This window comes from Pseudomonas sp. NPDC079086 (genome assembly GCF_044542155.1).
Taxonomy (GTDB): domain Bacteria; phylum Pseudomonadota; class Gammaproteobacteria; order Pseudomonadales; family Pseudomonadaceae; genus Aquipseudomonas.
Window position 1 is genome coordinate 1 of the sequence record NZ_JBITTY010000006.1, and the last position, 15595, is coordinate 15595.

16 protein-coding genes are annotated in these 15595 nt (G+C 57.7%); 7 read left to right on the forward strand and 9 right to left on the reverse strand.

What is annotated here, in order from left to right; translation table 11 throughout:
* Positions 1-354 precede the first annotated feature (354 nt).
* Together pssA and ilvC are read right to left on the reverse strand one after the other, a co-directional pair.
* Positions 355-1167 (reverse strand): CDP-diacylglycerol--serine O-phosphatidyltransferase, encoded by an 813-nt coding sequence (gene pssA, locus ACIGEK_RS20890; RefSeq protein ID WP_397495166.1) that lies wholly within the window; start codon positions 1165-1167, stop codon positions 355-357.
* A 155-nt stretch (positions 1168-1322) separates the two neighbouring features.
* Positions 1323-2339, reverse strand: coding sequence for a ketol-acid reductoisomerase (ilvC, locus tag ACIGEK_RS20895; protein WP_304869596.1), 1017 nt, complete (start codon positions 2337-2339; stop codon positions 1323-1325).
* A gap of 126 nt (positions 2340-2465) precedes the next feature.
* Between ilvC and ilvY the strand changes: the two genes are divergently transcribed.
* The gene (ilvY, locus tag ACIGEK_RS20900; RefSeq protein WP_397495167.1) at positions 2466-3347 is read left to right on the forward strand and encodes an HTH-type transcriptional activator IlvY; all 882 of its coding nucleotides are present in this window, start codon (positions 2466-2468) and stop codon (positions 3345-3347) included.
* A 96-nt stretch (positions 3348-3443) separates the two neighbouring features.
* Here ilvY and ilvN read toward each other — a convergent pair whose 3' ends face one another.
* Positions 3444-3935, reverse strand: a complete 492-nt coding sequence (gene ilvN / locus ACIGEK_RS20905) for an acetolactate synthase small subunit (RefSeq protein ID WP_108488665.1) — start codon at positions 3933-3935, stop codon at positions 3444-3446.
* Positions 3936-3937: 2 nt separating this feature from the next.
* Entirely contained in the window at positions 3938-5662 is a 1725-nt protein-coding gene (locus ACIGEK_RS20910; RefSeq protein ID WP_090256048.1) for an acetolactate synthase 3 large subunit, read from the reverse strand.
* A gap of 407 nt (positions 5663-6069) precedes the next feature.
* On the opposite strand from ACIGEK_RS20910, the gene ACIGEK_RS20915 reads away from it, so the two are divergent.
* Positions 6070-6513 carry a DUF4124 domain-containing protein gene (locus ACIGEK_RS20915; protein ID WP_397495168.1) on the forward strand — a complete coding sequence of 148 codons (444 nt, stop codon included), beginning with the start codon at positions 6070-6072 and terminating at the stop codon, positions 6511-6513.
* Positions 6514-6528: 15 nt separating this feature from the next.
* Here ACIGEK_RS20915 and ACIGEK_RS20920 read toward each other — a convergent pair whose 3' ends face one another.
* From ACIGEK_RS20920 to mrcB, 3 genes are read right to left on the reverse strand one after another with little or no spacing between them, the layout of a single operon-like run.
* Positions 6529-6858 (reverse strand): YqcC family protein, encoded by a 330-nt coding sequence (locus tag ACIGEK_RS20920; protein WP_397495169.1) that lies wholly within the window; start codon positions 6856-6858, stop codon positions 6529-6531.
* Positions 6858-7556: a tetratricopeptide repeat protein gene (locus tag ACIGEK_RS20925; protein ID WP_397495170.1), complete on the reverse strand. Its 699-nt coding sequence runs from the start codon at positions 7554-7556 to the stop codon at positions 6858-6860. The genes ACIGEK_RS20920 and ACIGEK_RS20925 overlap by 1 nt, the downstream gene beginning before the upstream one ends.
* Positions 7557-7571: 15 nt before the next feature.
* Positions 7572-9890 (reverse strand): penicillin-binding protein 1B, encoded by a 2319-nt coding sequence (gene mrcB / locus ACIGEK_RS20930; protein ID WP_397495171.1) that lies wholly within the window; start codon positions 9888-9890, stop codon positions 7572-7574.
* 117 nt (positions 9891-10007) lie between these two features.
* On the opposite strand from mrcB, the gene ACIGEK_RS20935 reads away from it, so the two are divergent.
* The 5 genes from ACIGEK_RS20935 to ACIGEK_RS20955 all read left to right on the forward strand — a co-directional run bounded on the left by ACIGEK_RS20935 (position 10008) and on the right by ACIGEK_RS20955 (position 13970).
* Positions 10008-11570, forward strand: coding sequence for an AAA family ATPase (locus tag ACIGEK_RS20935; protein WP_397495172.1), 1563 nt, complete (start codon positions 10008-10010; stop codon positions 11568-11570).
* 84 nt (positions 11571-11654) lie between these two features.
* Positions 11655-11999 carry a pentapeptide repeat-containing protein gene (locus tag ACIGEK_RS20940; RefSeq protein WP_397495173.1) on the forward strand — a complete coding sequence of 115 codons (345 nt, stop codon included), beginning with the start codon at positions 11655-11657 and terminating at the stop codon, positions 11997-11999.
* Complete coding sequence (locus ACIGEK_RS20945; protein ID WP_397495174.1) at positions 11996-12751, forward strand: class I SAM-dependent methyltransferase; 756 nt, start codon at positions 11996-11998, stop codon at positions 12749-12751. Before ACIGEK_RS20940 ends, ACIGEK_RS20945 begins: the two co-directional genes overlap by 4 nt.
* A gap of 39 nt (positions 12752-12790) precedes the next feature.
* A complete protein-coding gene (locus ACIGEK_RS20950; protein ID WP_275961632.1) occupies positions 12791-13063 on the forward strand; it encodes a TfoX/Sxy family protein in 273 nt (90 codons plus the stop codon).
* A 106-nt stretch (positions 13064-13169) separates the two neighbouring features.
* On the forward strand, positions 13170-13970 hold the full coding sequence (locus ACIGEK_RS20955) for a Crp/Fnr family transcriptional regulator (protein ID WP_397495175.1): 801 nt from the start codon (positions 13170-13172) through the stop codon (positions 13968-13970).
* Between the two features lie 276 nt (positions 13971-14246).
* On the opposite strand, the gene ACIGEK_RS20960 is transcribed toward ACIGEK_RS20955, so the two are convergent.
* Both ACIGEK_RS20960 and ACIGEK_RS20965 read right to left on the reverse strand, forming a co-directional pair.
* Entirely contained in the window at positions 14247-14654 is a 408-nt protein-coding gene (locus ACIGEK_RS20960; protein WP_397495176.1) for a nuclear transport factor 2 family protein, read from the reverse strand.
* A gap of 54 nt (positions 14655-14708) precedes the next feature.
* On the reverse strand, positions 14709-15590 hold the full coding sequence (locus ACIGEK_RS20965) for a ChaN family lipoprotein (protein WP_397495177.1): 882 nt from the start codon (positions 15588-15590) through the stop codon (positions 14709-14711).
* Positions 15591-15595: the final 5 nt, after the last annotated feature.

A 15595-nucleotide genomic window follows, 5' to 3' on the forward strand; every position in this document is an offset into this window, starting at 1 on the left:
AGCGTTTCAAACCGCTGTCAACCGCATCTTTTACCGCCTCCGATCAACTTGACCGACCCCCTTCAGACCTAAACACATCACCCCGAAGAGGAGGCGCATTCTACGCAGCTTTCGCTGCTTTGCAACCCCTTTTTAAATCTAACTTCTTGTTTTATAAGAAGTTTAAGGAGCCGCATACGCCTGAAGAGCTGCGCATTATAGGGACAATGAAACGCAGGTCAATCGATTGTTATGCTTTTGTTGCAATAACCACCAACATCCAGGCCGTCAGCCCCAGAACCGCGTCGTCTGCAGAAACGACAAAGCCGTTGAAGCTGACGCTTCAACGGCTTTGTCGAACCCACTACGCCGTTGCTAGGCGCTTTTACCGCGACGCAAGCGCAGCAGGTACTGAATCGGCCCCGAGGCGGCGTATGCCAGGAAGATGATCAGCAGAATCCGAGGCGGATCACTGAACACCACAGCAAACACAAGCACCACCGCCAGGATCGCCACAAAAGGTACGCGTCCTTTTAGATCAAGATCCTTAAAGCTGTTGTACTTGATATTGCTGACCATAAGCATGCCCGCAGCAGCGACCAGGATTGCAACCGCAAAGGCCATATTCGATCCCTTGATACCAAAATCACTAAAGGCCCATACCGTACCGGCAACCACACCTGCCGCCGCAGGACTGGCCAAACCAATAAAGTAACGCTTATCCGTGCTGCCTATTTGCGTATTGAAACGCGCCAAACGCAGTGCAGCACCCGCTACATAAATGAAGGCAACCATCCAGCCCACCTTGCCCATACTCCCCAGTGCCCACTCAAACGCGAGCAGAGCCGGTGCCACACCGAAGGCAACCATATCGGACAGCGAGTCATACTCAGCACCAAAGGCGCTCTGAGTATTGGTCAGGCGCGCCACGCGCCCGTCAAGCCCATCCAGCACCATGGCAACAAACACGGCCGCGGCAGACACATAGAAGTTGCCGTTCATGGCATTGATGATGGCGTAGAACCCTGCAAACAGGTTGGCCGTAGTAAACAGGTTAGGCAGCAGATAAATACCGCGATGACGAACCTTGCGCCCTTCGGCGTCATGCCCCTCTTCTATATGCTCATCGATTGGCAGCAAACTTTCAGCGTCGACGGGAGACTGCGGCTCATCTGGACGTTCATTCATGAACAACACCTTGCAACGGATTTGGAGAATTTCGACAAGCGCTGACAACAACGGTTCATAGCAGCGCCCATGCAACACTCAGGCTTTATACCAGAAGCGTTGCCGCACAATGAAAAAACGCGGCCTTGGCCGCGTTTTTCTTACGTCATAAACCCTTAGTTCTTGGCTTTGTCGACGATTTTGTTGGCACCAATCCACGGCATCATCGAGCGCAGTTGCTCGCCAATGATTTCGATACCGTGAGCAGCGTTGTTACGACGCTTAGCAGTCATCGAAGGATAGCCAGTAGCGCCTTCACTGATGAACATCTTGGCGTATTCGCCGTCCTGAATACGCTTCAGAGCGTTACGCATGGCCTGACGAGACTCGGCGTTGATGACTTCTGGCCCGGTCACGTATTCGCCGTATTCAGCGTTGTTGGAGATCGAATAGTTCATGTTGGCGATACCGCCTTCATACATGAGATCAACGATCAGCTTCAGTTCGTGCAGGCACTCGAAATAGGCCATTTCTGGCGCGTAGCCAGCTTCAACCAGGGTTTCGAAGCCCGCTTTAACCAGTTCAACGGTACCACCGCACAGTACAGCTTGCTCGCCGAACAGGTCGGTTTCAGTTTCGTCTTTGAAGGTCGTTTCGATGATACCGGTACGGCCACCGCCAACGCCCGAAGCGTAAGACAGCGCAACGTTCTTAGCGTTGCCAGAGGCATCCTGATAGATAGCGATCAGATCAGGAATACCGCCGCCTTTGACGAACTCGGTACGTACAGTGTGGCCTGGAGCCTTCGGCGCGATCATGATCACGTCAAGATCGGCACGTGGCACAACCTGGTTGTAGTGAATCGCGAAGCCGTGCGAGAAGGCCAGGGTTGCACCCTTCTTGATGTTCGGCTCGATTTCGTTCTTGTACAGCTGGGACTGGAACTCGTCCGGAGTCAGGATCATCACCAGGTCAGCACCGGCAACAGCAGTGGCCACGTCAGCCACTTTCAGACCATGGGCTTCAGCCTTAGCAACGGTGGCCGAGCCTTTACGCAGGCCAACAGTCACGTCAACACCGGAGTCTTTCAAGTTGCACGCTTGAGCGTGGCCCTGGGAGCCGTAGCCAATGATGGCAACTTTCTTACCCTGGATGATCGAGAGGTCACAGTCTTTGTCGTAATAAACTTTCATGTTCTTGGCTCTTTATAATCGAAAGGGATTGGGTGCATGCACCGCGACGAAGACACCTTAAGTGATCCGTCCCATTGCGTAAAATGATATATTTGCAACACAACATGCCGATAAGTGAAACAAACTATGGACAGCCACGCCCTGCGGCTTTTCCTTTCGCTAGCTGACAACCTGCACTTTGGCAAAACCAGCCGCGAGCTGCATGTCAGCCCTTCAGCACTGAGCCGCAGCATCAAGCAGCTAGAGGATGAACTAGGCGCACCGCTGTTTCTGCGCGACAACCGCTCAGTGCGCCTGACCCGCGAAGGACAACAGTTCCGCGAGTACGCGAGCGAAGTCATGAACGGCTGGCAAGCCATTCGCCAGACCTTCAAGCAGGATCAGTTAATCCTTCACGGTGAGCTCTCCCTCTACTGTTCGGTAACAGCCAGCTACAGCTTCCTCTACGACATCTTGAGCAGCTTTCGCCAGGACTATCCTCGCATCGAAATGAAGCTGCACACCGGCGACCCGGCAAAGGCCGTCGAGCGGGTGCAGGAAGGGCTGGAGGACCTGGCCATCGGCGCCCGCCCCGACAGCCTACCGACCGGTATCGCGTTTCAATCCATTGCCCGCTCTGCACTGTGCTTTATCGGCCCACTGTCGCCCCAGCTGCTAACCGAGGAACAACTGAAACACCCCGACGCGGATACCTGGAGGGACGTACCGATGATTCTCTCAGAAGAAGGCCTCGCCCGAACCCGCACCGATCGATGGTTAAAAAACCACAACATCAAACCGCGTATTTACGCCCAGGTGAGCGGTAACGAAGCCATCGTCAGCATGGTGAGCCTAGGTTTTGGCATTGGCGTGGCACCGCAAATTGTCCTCGACAACAGCCCGCTGACCGCACGCATCCGCATCTATGATATTCAGCCGCCACTGGCTGCCTACGATATCGGCCTGTTCGCGCTGGAGAAACGCTTGAAAGAGCCGTTGATCAACGCGTTCTGGAACCGCCAACGCTAAATAATCGCTGCGCCATGCGCGGAGCCCTTACCCCGAAAAGCAAAAAGCCCCCAGGAGATATCCCCCGAGGGCTTTTCGTTTTTCAGTACAGCGCGATCAGATGCTCAGTACCTTATCGCCACGTGCAATACCGGTGACACCACTGCGCACGGTTTCCAGAATCGACGTGGTGCCAATGGCCTGGATAAAGCTGTCGAGCTTGTCGCTCGTACCAGCCAACTGGATGGTGTATACGCTACTGGTCACATCGACGATCTGGCCACGGAAGATATCGGTGGTGCGTTTGACCTCGGCACGCTGAGCGCCGGTAGCCTTGACCTTGACCAGCATCAGCTCGCGCTCGACGTGAGCGCTTTCCGACAGGTCGACCAGTTTTACCACCTCGACCAGCTTGTTGAGGTTTTTGGTGATCTGCTCGATGACCTCATCATGGCCAACAGTGGTTAGCGTCAGACGCGACAGAGTCGGGTCCTCGGTCGGCGCCACGGTTAAGCTTTCGATGTTGTAGTTGCGCTGCGAGAACAGACCCACCACGCGGGACAATGCGCCGGGCTCGTTTTCCAGCAGCAGGGAAATAATGTGTCGCATGATTAGGTACGCTCCGTCTTGCTCAGCCACATATCGCGCATTGCACCGTCTTTGATCTGCATCGGGTAGACGTGCTCACTGGTATCAACCTGAATATCGAGGAACACCAAGCGATCTTTCATCGCAAAGGCTTCCTCCATCTTCGGTTTTAGATCCTTCAGATCAGTGATGCGCATGCCGACATGGCCATAGGCCTCGGCCAGCTTGACGAAGTCCGGCAACGATTCCATATAGGAATGCGAGTGGCGGCTACCGTAGTTCATGTCCTGCCACTGGCGCACCATACCCAGCGCACCGTTGTTCAGGTTGACGATCTTCACCGGCAAACCGTACTGCAGGCAGGTGGACAGCTCCTGGATGTTCATCTGGATGCTACCTTCACCAGTAACGCAGGCGACTTCGTCATCCGGGAAGCTCAACTTGACGCCCATGGCTGCGGGGAAACCAAAGCCCATGGTGCCCAGGCCGCCAGAGTTGATCCAACGGTTCGGCTTGTTGAAGCGGTAATACTGGGCAGCAAACATCTGGTGCTGACCAACATCGGAAGTCACGAACGCGTCGCCACCGGTGACTTCGGACAGCGTCTCAATCACGGTTTGCGGCTTGATGATGCTGCCGTCACCCTTGTCGTAAGGGAACATGATGCGACCACCGCGCCACTCTTCGATCTGCTTCCACCAGCTCGCCAGCGCATCCTTGTTCAGCTGCTCGCCGATCTCTTTAAGGATGGCGACCATTTCGGTCATCACGCTATCAACCGGGCCGACGATTGGGATATCGGCCTTGATCGTCTTGGAGATGGACGCAGGATCGATATCGACGTGAATGATCTTGGCATTCGGGCAGAACTTGCTCGCGCCGTTGATCACCCGATCATCGAAGCGTGCGCCAACAGCCAAAATCACATCAGCGTGGTGCATCGCCAAGTTAGCGGTGTAGCTGCCATGCATACCGAGCATGCCAAGGAACTGACGATCGGTGCCTGGATAGCCGCCCAAGCCCATCAGGGTGTTGGTGACTGGCAGGTTGAGCATTTGCGCCAGCTCAGTCAGCGGCGCCGCAGCACCACCCATGATCACGCCACCACCGGAGTAGATGACTGGGCGCTTAGCCGTCAGCAGCAACTCGGCAGCCTTGCGGATCTGCCCGGAGTGACCGCGCAGAGCAGGACTGTAGGAACGAAGCTTGACCTTCTTCGGATAAACGTACTCGAACTTCTCAGCCGGGTTAGTCATGTCCTTGGGAATATCCACAACCACCGGGCCTGGACGGCCGGATTGCGCCAGATAGAAGGCTTTCTTCAGGACTTCCGGAATTTCCGAGGCGTGCTTGATCATAAAGCTGTGCTTCACGATCGGCCGGGAGATACCGATCATGTCGGTTTCCTGGAAGGCATCGGTGCCGACCATGGTGCTTGGAACCTGGCCAGACAACACCACCATCGGAATGGAGTCCATGTAGGCGGTGGCAATACCGGTGATGGCATTGGTCGCGCCAGGACCAGACGTTACCAGCACCACACCGGCTTTGCCGGTGGCACGGGCATAGCCGTCAGCCATATGGGTTGCCGCTTGTTCGTGACGAACCAGAATGTGCTGAACTTCCGGCTCTTTGAACAGGGCATCGTAGATGTGTAGAAGAGCACCGCCCGGGTACCCATAGATGTTCTTAACGCCTTCGTCACGCAAAAAGCGGACGACCATTTCAGCGCCGGATAAAAGCTCCACGTTGTTCACCTCTAAAACGCCAGAAAACCGCCCAACAAGGAGGACGGCCTAAGATAGGTTTACTGTCAGCAGAGCATGAGCGACGGTGGTCGCCGACTACGTCAGCTACTACTGAGCAAGTATTGGGAATACCCCAAAGTGTTGCGGGGTTTTCCCACCCAGCGCGAGGTAACGCGTTGCGGGTGTAACAGGTCGGCGCGGGTGTGCACCTCATGTCTACTGAGCTAAAGCCTGCTTGCGGCGGACTCCACTACAGCGAGCGTGGAATTGTTGGGATTCGGAGCTGCCAAGTCAAGTAATCCGTGATTGAATCTGCAATCTTCTGCTGTGACGCAGCGCAGGATGACGATTCGAACATTTTGGTTATAGTAGTCAGCAGGTATCGCAGCTCAACATAAGGAAACAGCATGCGTCGCATGATGATCACCAGCAGCTTGCTGCTCGCCATGAGCGCCACCGCCATGGCCAGCCAGGTTTACAAGTGGGTCGACGCCCAAGGCGTTACACACTTCAGCGCACAGCCACCACAAGGCCAAGACGCCGACAGTATTAACACCGCAACACCACCGCCAAAGCCTGCCGTCGCAGAAGAAAAGAAAGCTGCGCCAACCTTTGAGAGCATCGCCGACCCCGAGCAAGCAGCCATCGATGAGAAGGTCAAACAGGACGTCGCAGCCAGAGAAGTGGAACGCAAAAAATACTGCGAGGATGTGCGCACCAACCTCGCACAATTGCAGAACAATCCACGCGTACGCGTGGACGTAGACGGTGAACTGCGTCGCCTAAGCGAAGAAGAGCGCCAGAGCCGGATCAGCGAAACGCAGAAGTCGATTGCCGAAAACTGCAAGTAAGCCAATGGGCGCGACTTAGGTCGCGCCAACAATCAGCTGATCGAATTCACCCAGCAATTTGATCAACTCTCTGGCCCTCTTGGCCTGACCGCCATACACCTGCTCGGCCATCGGCTGAATCCCGGAAACACTGGGCAACGCCGCCCCAGCCTCCAGCATCTGCTTCATCCTCGGCAGAAATATCCACTGCAGCCATTGCTCGAACGCCAGCGTATCGACACAAAACGGCTGCTGGCTGGATAGCGCCTGCGCACTGGGCGCCTGCGCCTCCCACCAGCCTTGCACACGCAATTCACGCTCAATCAGCAGCAACTGCTCTGCCACAGCCAACACACGCGTATCCATCAGAGACTGACTCGCGCCTGCTCACGGGCCTGGGCAGCACCCGCAGCATCACCTTGGCGCTCGCGCGCCTGGGCAATAAGATTCCATAAGCTTGCCTGCAAGGCCGGACGACCGTTGGCATAACTCAGACCACGACGGGCGAACTGTTCGGCCTGCGCCGCATCGCCTTGAGCCAAACGAACTTCGGCAAGCTTATAGAGCACCTGCGGCTCACGCGGGGCAATACGCTGAGCGCGCTCCAGGCTTGAGGCGGCGCCATTCAGATCGCCACCGCCCTGCTGCTGCTGAGCCGTAGTCAACAAGGCCAGAACCGGACCATCCAGCTGCTCATCCATGGCCAAACCGCCGCTTGGAATGCCGCTGGGTGCCGGCGCGACATAGCCGCCTTGAGTAGTTGCGGGCGGCGTGACACTCCACGGCTGCGTAGTGGTGCCGATATCCAGCGGGGCATTGCTTGCCGGGAACGACTGAATCGGCGAGGAACTACCGCCACCGCCTGGCACCATCACCACCACGCCGGAATCTTCCGGCATCGCCTGAGACTGTGCGCTCTGATTGCTGTAACCGCCAGGCGTACCCGACTGCGCGCCGGCTACCGCAGTACCGCCCTCAACTACCGGGATAGAGCCACGCGGCACACTGCTACAACCAGCCAACATCAACGAAACCGTTACAGCTGGAATCAACCACTTATTCACGTCACACCCTCTCACTTAATCCAACCAGCCGCGTACCCAATCCATCACTTCATTGACCGGTGCCTGAATACCACAGGCCGGCCCGGCGACAGGTTGGCTGCCGCGAATATACGGCATCTGCACTGCATTCGGACAACTCGGGTCAGTACCCTGACCACTATTGGCATCCACCCAGGCCTGCACCACGTTATCCGGCACCGGCATATCCAGCGGCAGCGGATCGGCCTTGCGCATAAAGTCCGTCCACACCTGCAATGCACCAGTCGCGCCGGTTAGCGGAGTCGGACCGTTGTCATCACGCCCCAACCAGACCACAGCCAGAACATCCTGACTAAAACCGGCAAACCAGCTGTCACGAGAGTCATTACTGGTACCGGTTTTGCCGGCCAGCGCCAGGGAGCGCGCCAGCTGGCTGTAGACCGAACGCCCCGTGCCTTCTGACATCGTGCGCTGCATGGCGTTCTGCAGCAGATAAATGGCGCCGCTGTCGAAACGCTGTTGAATTTGATACGGGTAGCGCTTGAGCGGCTCGCCATCGGCCGTCAACACGTTGCGAATACCGCGCAACGGTGTATTGAAACCACCATTAGCCAGGGTCTGATACATATTCGCCACGCTCATCGGGCTGAGCCCGCCAGCGCCCAGTAGCATCGACGGATACGCAGGCCATTTCTGCTCGACACCCAAACGATCCAGCGTCTTCAGCACCTCTGGCACACCAAGTTCCAGGCCGAGTTTCGCGGTCGACAGGTTGTAGGAGTTGACCAGGCCCTGGTACAGGTAAATCGTGCCATGGGCCTTGCGATCGTAGTTCTGCGGGCTCCAGACCTGACCGTCCTGCCCTTTGATCGAGAACGGCTGATCTTCGAGCAAACTGGTCAAGGTGTATTGGCTGGGCCGCTCCAGCGCCGTCAAATAGATCGCAGGCTTGATCAACGAACCAATTGGCCGCACCGCATCCAGCGCCCGGTTGAAACCGGCAAAGCGTGGCTGACGACTGCCAATAATGGCCTGTACCTCACCGCTTTCCGGGCTGGTCACGACCATCCCCGCCTCGACCTGATCAACCCCTTTGCGCCCGGAAAGGCGTTTCAAGGTGTCGGCCAAGGCACTCTCGGCCTTGAGTTGCATGATCGGATCGAAGCTGGTGAAGATGCGCAGGCCTTCTTCGGTCAGATCCTGCTCCTGGTAATCCTCACGCAGCTGACGTTTGACCAAATCGAGGAAGGCCGGGAACGAGCTGTCCGCCAGAGTACCGCGCTGGGTAATGCTCAGCGGTTTCTGCTTCGCTGCTTCCACTTCTTCAACGCTGGCCACGCCCTGCTCTGCCAAGACATCCAGCACCAGGTTGCGTCGCTCCAACGCGCGTTCAGGGTTACGCCGCGGATTGTAATAAGTCGGCCCTTTGACCATACCGACCAGCAGCGCCACCTGATCAAGCTTCAACTCGGACAGCGGCTGACTGAAGAAGTACTGGCTGGCCAGACCAAAGCCGTGCACGGCACGCTGACCGTCCTGACCGAGGAATACCTCGTTGAGGTAGGCCTCGAGAATGTCCTTCTTGTCGTAATGCAGCTCCAGCAAGACCGCCATCATGGCTTCAGTCGCCTTGCGCGACAGGCTGCGCTCATTGGTCAGGTAAAAGTTTTTCACCAGTTGCTGGGTCAGCGTACTGCCGCCCTGGCGCAGTTGCCCGGCGGTAGCATTGATCCATACGGCGCGAGCGATGCCCTTGGGCGACACGCCAAAGTGATTGAAGAACTCGCGGTCTTCAATCGCCACCAGGGTTTCCACTAGATAAGGCGGCACCTGATCGATCTTGATCAGGATGCGATCTTCCTGGTGCGCAGGATAAAGCCCACCAATCAGCAGTGGTTCAAGGCGGGCCACCGCCAGGTTGCCGCCGCCGGTTTGAGTCAGGCCGGCGACGTAGTCACCCGAAAAACGCACACGAACACGCTGCGAAGGTTCATTGCTTTCATAAAACTGGAAGCCACGCGAAAACAGCTCAATGTTGTTACCCGCCACCGAAACGCCACCGGGGCCACTTACCGCGCCCTCACGGCGATAACCTAATGCATCCAGCTCCTTAAGAAAGTCAGTCTTGGCTAATTTTTGCCCAACGAACAATTCCAGGGGCCTGGCATAGACTTTGGCGGGCACAGTCCAGCGCTTACCGGAGAATTTCTCCTGTACCACTGCATCGAGGTAAACCGCAAACACGGCGAGCACCACCAAACCAACCAGACTGAGCTTGATAGCCCAGCCCAACCAGGGGCGCATACCGCCGGAACGGCGTTTAGAACGGGGACGGGAAGATCGGGTACGAGTCATGGCGCGGCATTATACGCACTTTGCCCACTTGCCAGCAGGCCTGCGCAGCGGTTTGCAGACTGGCATTGAGCGGCCATAATGGCCGACTCTTATTCAGCACAACGCCAAGGATCGCCCGTGAGCCAAGCTCTGATCGCCGCACTGCAGAACCCGGCCCTCTACCCTCATCCAGTGGAGCAGTTCCAGGTCATCGAGACCCATATTTCCTGGGTGGTGCTCACTGGTCCTTTTGCTTACAAGATCAAGAAACCCGTGAACTTCGGCTTTCTCGACTTCACCGAGCTGAGCGCACGTGAGCACTTCTGCAAGGAAGAGCTGCGTCTCAATCAACGCCTGACTCAAGACCTCTACCTTGAAGTACTACCGATCAGCGGCAGCGTCGAGGCGCCGCAACTCGGCGGCAGCGGCTCGGCCATCGAATATGCACTGAAAATGCGTCAGTTCCCACAAAGCCAGCTGCTCAGTGACGTGCAGGCGCGCGGCGAACTGAGCGAAGCGCATATCGACGCCCTGGCCAAGCAGATTGCCGAGTTCCACGGCTCGACCCCTGCGGTCCCGGCCAACCATGCACTGTGTGCGCCTGAAGCGATCGTCGCGCCGATGCGGCAGAACTTCGAACAAATCCGCCCAATGCTCAAGGACGCTGCCGACCTGCAGCAACTTGATGCATTGGAAGCCTGGACCGAAGCCAACTGCGCACGCCTTGAGCCGCTGCTGGCCGCGCGCGCGGCCAATGGATCGATCCGCGAATGCCACGGTGACATTCACCTAGGGAACGCCACATTGCTGGACGGTCAGGTGGTGCTGTTTGACTGCATCGAGTTCAACGAGCCGTTCCGCCTGATCGATATCGCCTCTGACGCCGCCTTCCTCGCCATGGACCTGGAAGACCGCGGCCTCAAGGCCCATGCCTGGCGCTTCGTCAATGGCTGGTTGGAGCACACCGGTGATTACGCCGCCCTGGAGCTGCTGAATTTCTACAAGGCCTACCGCGCCTTGGTACGCGCTAAAGTTGCGCTATTCAGCCTGGCGCATCAGACAGATGCCGTACAGAAGGCAGTGACCCTGCGCCAATACCGCAATTACGCCAACCTAGCGGAAAGCTACAGCGCTATTCCGTCGAGCTTCCTGGTCATCACTCATGGTGTTTCCGCCGTGGGTAAAAGCCATGTCGCCATGCGCCTGGTCGAGGCACTGGGCGCAATTCGCCTGCGCTCGGATGTAGAACGCAAGCGCCTATTCGGCGAGCAGAAGGATGCCGACCTCGGCAAACTCAGCGCCGGCATCTACACCCAGGACGCCAGCGCTGCCACTTACCAGCGCCTGCACCAGCTGGCCGAAGCGGCGCTGCACGCCGGCTTTCCGGTAGTCATCGACGCAACTTATCTGAAGCAAGCACAGCGCGAAGCCGCCAGCCAGGTTGCCGAAGCTTGCGGTGCGCCCTTTCTGATTCTGGAATGCAGCGCCCCAGACGAGGTAATCGCCAGTTGGCTGGAGCAGCGCAAAGCCGCCGGTAACGACCCGTCTGACGCCACCATGGAGGTGGTACACGCCCAACAGGCCAGCTGCGAGGCCTTGAGTGACGATGAGTTGCTGCACAGCAAGCGCGTCGACACCCACGAAAGTGCCAGCCTGGACACCCTGATCGCGCGCATTCGTCAGCGCCTGACGGGCCTGTAATACAAAAAGGGGCAATATAGTTGCGGCGCGAGCAGAGCGCGCCGCGGCTTCTATAATGGCGGTGAGCCCATAAGGAGATGCACCATGAGCCAGCCCCGGCAACTGGATAACCCGTTGTATATCCTGATCCGCAACGAACAAATCTCCGCTTTCAATGCGCAAAGGCCCAAGGACACAGTCGTCGATCTGAGCAACGGTGATTTTCGCGGTATTGACCTGCGCGCCCTGGATGCCCAAGGCATCAACTTCACCAACGCCTACTTTCGCGGCACCGACCTGCGCGGCCTCGACCTGCGCAATGCCCAGCTCGAAGGTGCCAGCCTGGCCCACGCACAGATTTCCGGGGCCTACTTCCCGGTCGAGCTGACGGCTGACGAGATTCTTATGTCGGTGAATTTCGGCACCCGCCTGCGCTACAACACCCGTTGAGCGACAACCACGTTAGCCGACTGTTCGGCGCCCGAGCAGACGCCTACGCCAGCTTCCGCCCGCACTACCCCGCAAGCCTGTTTGCCTGGCTGGCCGCGCAATGCCCAGAACGCCTGCGGGCACTGGATATTGCCTGTGGCAATGGCCAGGCAAGTCGCCCACTGCGCGAGCATTTCAAGCAGGTACTGGCCTGCGATGCCAGCCTTGAGCAACTGCAGGCCGGCGCGGATCAACCAGGACTGCAACTGTTCGTCGCCGAGGCGCAAGCGCAACCCTTACCCAGCCAAAACCTGGATCTGATCGTGGTGGCACAGGCGCTGCACTGGTTTGCCACTCCGGAATTCTTTAGCGAAGTGCGCCGCCTACTCAAACCTGGCGGCGTATTCTGCGCATGGTGTTACAGCCTGATGCGTATCGACGAGGAGTTGGATGCGCTGATCGACGACTTTTACTGGAATACCCTCGGCGGTTACTGGCCAGCAGGACGCGCCAGTGTCGATGCCGGCTACCGCGACATCAACAACCCCTTTGCTCCACTCATCCCGCCCGCCTCGGCAATCGAAATCAGCTGGACGCTGGAACAGCTGCTGGGCTACCTACGCACCTGGTCTGCCGTGCAGCGCTACGAACAGCAAAACGGCGCCGATCCGCTGCTGCAACTACAGCCAAAGCTGCACCAGGTATGGCGTGATGCCAAACAGCCACGCTTTGTCCGCTGGCCGCTACACTTTCTGGCAGGCACGCCAAACTGACTCCATCCGCACGACTGCCCAGCAGCGCAAGGAGGCTTGATGAACGATGAACTGCAACACCTGAAGAACCTCGGCAAAACCTCAGCCCAGTGGTTACACGCAGTCGGCATTCACAGCGCCAATGACCTACGCCGCCTGGGTGCAGTCAGCGCTTACCGAGCGGTACGTGCGCGGGGCTTCAGGGCATCCAAGGTGCTGCTTTATGCGATTGAAGGCGCACTGCTGGACGTGCACTGGAACGAACTGCCACCCGGGCATAAAGCCGAACTGAATGGCCAGCTCGATGAAAGTTCACCCCACAACAAGAGCTAGCTCACAACCTCTCAGGCTTTTGATTTACCTGAAGCGCGCTGGCAACTATTGTTTTAGGGACGTTCGTGCGGTTTAGTATGCCCAGCCAGTTCAAGGAAATTCGCTCATGTATTTACTCGGGGAGCAACCGGCTTACGCCGATCAGCTAATCAACCGACTACAAAGCATCCCCACTCAATTGCTCGATGGGCTTGCACCTGCTGGATCGCCACTACAGCTTGAACGTGCGGAAGACCTGGCCAAGATGCTGCCGGGCAATCAGCTATTCATCATCGAGAATGGCCTGTTGCATGCCGTAGTCGACGAACGTCCGCTGTTTTATCTGCAGGAAGGCGACCTGGTTGGCCTGCGCCAGGGCTTGGACATGCCCAGCTGCCGTTACAGCAGCGAAGAGCAACTGAGCCTGATCCCCTACTCGCGCAGTGAAGTGTTCAAGCACATCTATGCCAGCGAGCAGCGCCAGGAACTGTTTATCCAGTATTTGATTGGCCATACCGCCCTGCTTTCTGATGCATTGGCGCGCTTGAAACAGCCAGAAATTCGCCCATCCACCGGTTTCCAGCATTTTGCTGCGGGCGAAGAGCTGATCCACCAGGGTGATGTCGCCGATAACGTATTTATCATCATTGAAGGTCATGCCGAAGCGTACGTCGACGGACACAAGGTCGGTGACGTACAGAAGGATGAAATCTTCGGCGCCATGGCCGTTTTCACCCGCGAGAAGCGCAGCGCCACTGTACTGGCCAGCGAGCCTTGCACCGTGATGGTTATTCCCAAGGAGCAGTTCCTCAGCCTGATGCAGAGCAATCCACGGATTGCCCACAGCCTGATCGAGAGCATGGCCAAGCGTATCGACCTGCTGAACAAGGAAGTCACCCAGCTGCGCCTACCAGCCGAAGCGTCCTGACCCCCCCTTGCACCATCAACAACCCGACCTTGCGTCGGGTTGTTTGTTTATGGGCCGAGCAGGTCGCTGGCAGGTCGATAAAAAAGTTTGCTTAAGACTGTTGACTTGAAAATGAGAATTGTTATTATTACCACAACTGGTCGCGAGATCAGCCGATAAGCTTAAGAGACCTTCAGTCGGCCTCTTCAGATTATCTCCTCATCAGGCTAATCACGGTTATTGACCCGGCTCTTGCCGGGTCTTTTTTTACCTGTCGAAAAGTACGCTTAGCTGCCTTTAGAAATCGACCTGCGCCAGCCACTCCGGCAGGTTGAAATGCTGGCTTACTCGGGCGATCTTGCCGTCGCGAATCTCAAAGAAACTTGCTCCCGTCAGCTGATAGCTCTGGCCACAGGCATCCGGTAAACCGTCGTCAGTGCTCAAGTATTCGCCGCTCAAGGTGAACTCGCAGGCAGCGCGCTGCCCGCTTGGCTCGGTGAGGATTTGCAGGTTATCGATGCTTTCGCGGTAGCAGCGCTGGCTGCGCTCCAAGTAGTCGGCAAAAGCTTGTACGCCCTGCTCGCGCGGCCCCTGGTTGATATCCAGCAGCACATCGGCACTGAGCAGAGCCAAGCAGGCGCGGCTGTCGCGCTCGTTGAGGGCGTTGAAGTAACGGGTAAGTAGGGCGTGAGCAGCGGCTGGCATCGTCAGTCTCCGGTGAAAACCGCAGACTACCTGCTCAGCCGCAGGCAAATCGGGCTAGGGTCGCAGTTTGGCGCAGTGGTCCTGCTCAGGCTGCGCCGGGGTGTACCAAACGAAATCGGCAGACGCGGCGGTAATCTGGCTACCAACCTCCGCCAGAATCAACACCTGCACACCCTTGGCAGCACCTAAATCCTGCAAATGCAGCGGCACGCCCAGCTCGCGGCGTGCATGGAATGCGCCAGCAAATAACAGGCTCGGTTCAGGTGCCACGATCAACGCTTCAGCCATACGCCGGTCGCGTTGCTGCTGCACGGCGAGCATGGCAGGTAGCTGGCTTTCCGGCAGCAGGTTGCAGTGCGACTGACGAATCTGCTTGAGCAACGCCTCGCGCACCGGTTGAGCGGTGGAAGCCTGGCCTTGCAGCTGCGGCACCTGGGTATAGATCTGCATGATCTCGCGCCGCTCGAGGTTGGCCGCCAGCAGCGGATAAGGCTGACGCAGAGCATGCTGCACCAGCGGCCCGTACAGCGACCAGGCCCAGCCCGGCTGCCAGGCCAGGGCATCGAGCATGTCCTGCGGCGCCTGCCCAGTCGCGATGGCAGCGCGCACCTGATCAACTTTGACCTGCTGATCCGGCGTCAGCATTTCCAACAGCAGACTGCCCTGCGGGCGCTGCGCTGCCAGGGCACGCAACAGCCAGAGCTGCAGCGCGTGGTGATCGGGATTGTCATGCCGTTCGCCCACCAGCACCTTGGGTGCAACGGCCAGGCGCTCAAGCAACTGCGCCGGGGTCAGCTGCGCGCCAGTACGCAACTCGATAATCTGCCCCAGTTCGGCATGCTGCAAACCCTCCGGGCTTTGCCAGGCCGGTAAAGCCGGTAACGAAGCCTGACAAGCACTTAACAGCGCGGCAACCAGCAATAAAACAATGCGCATAACTA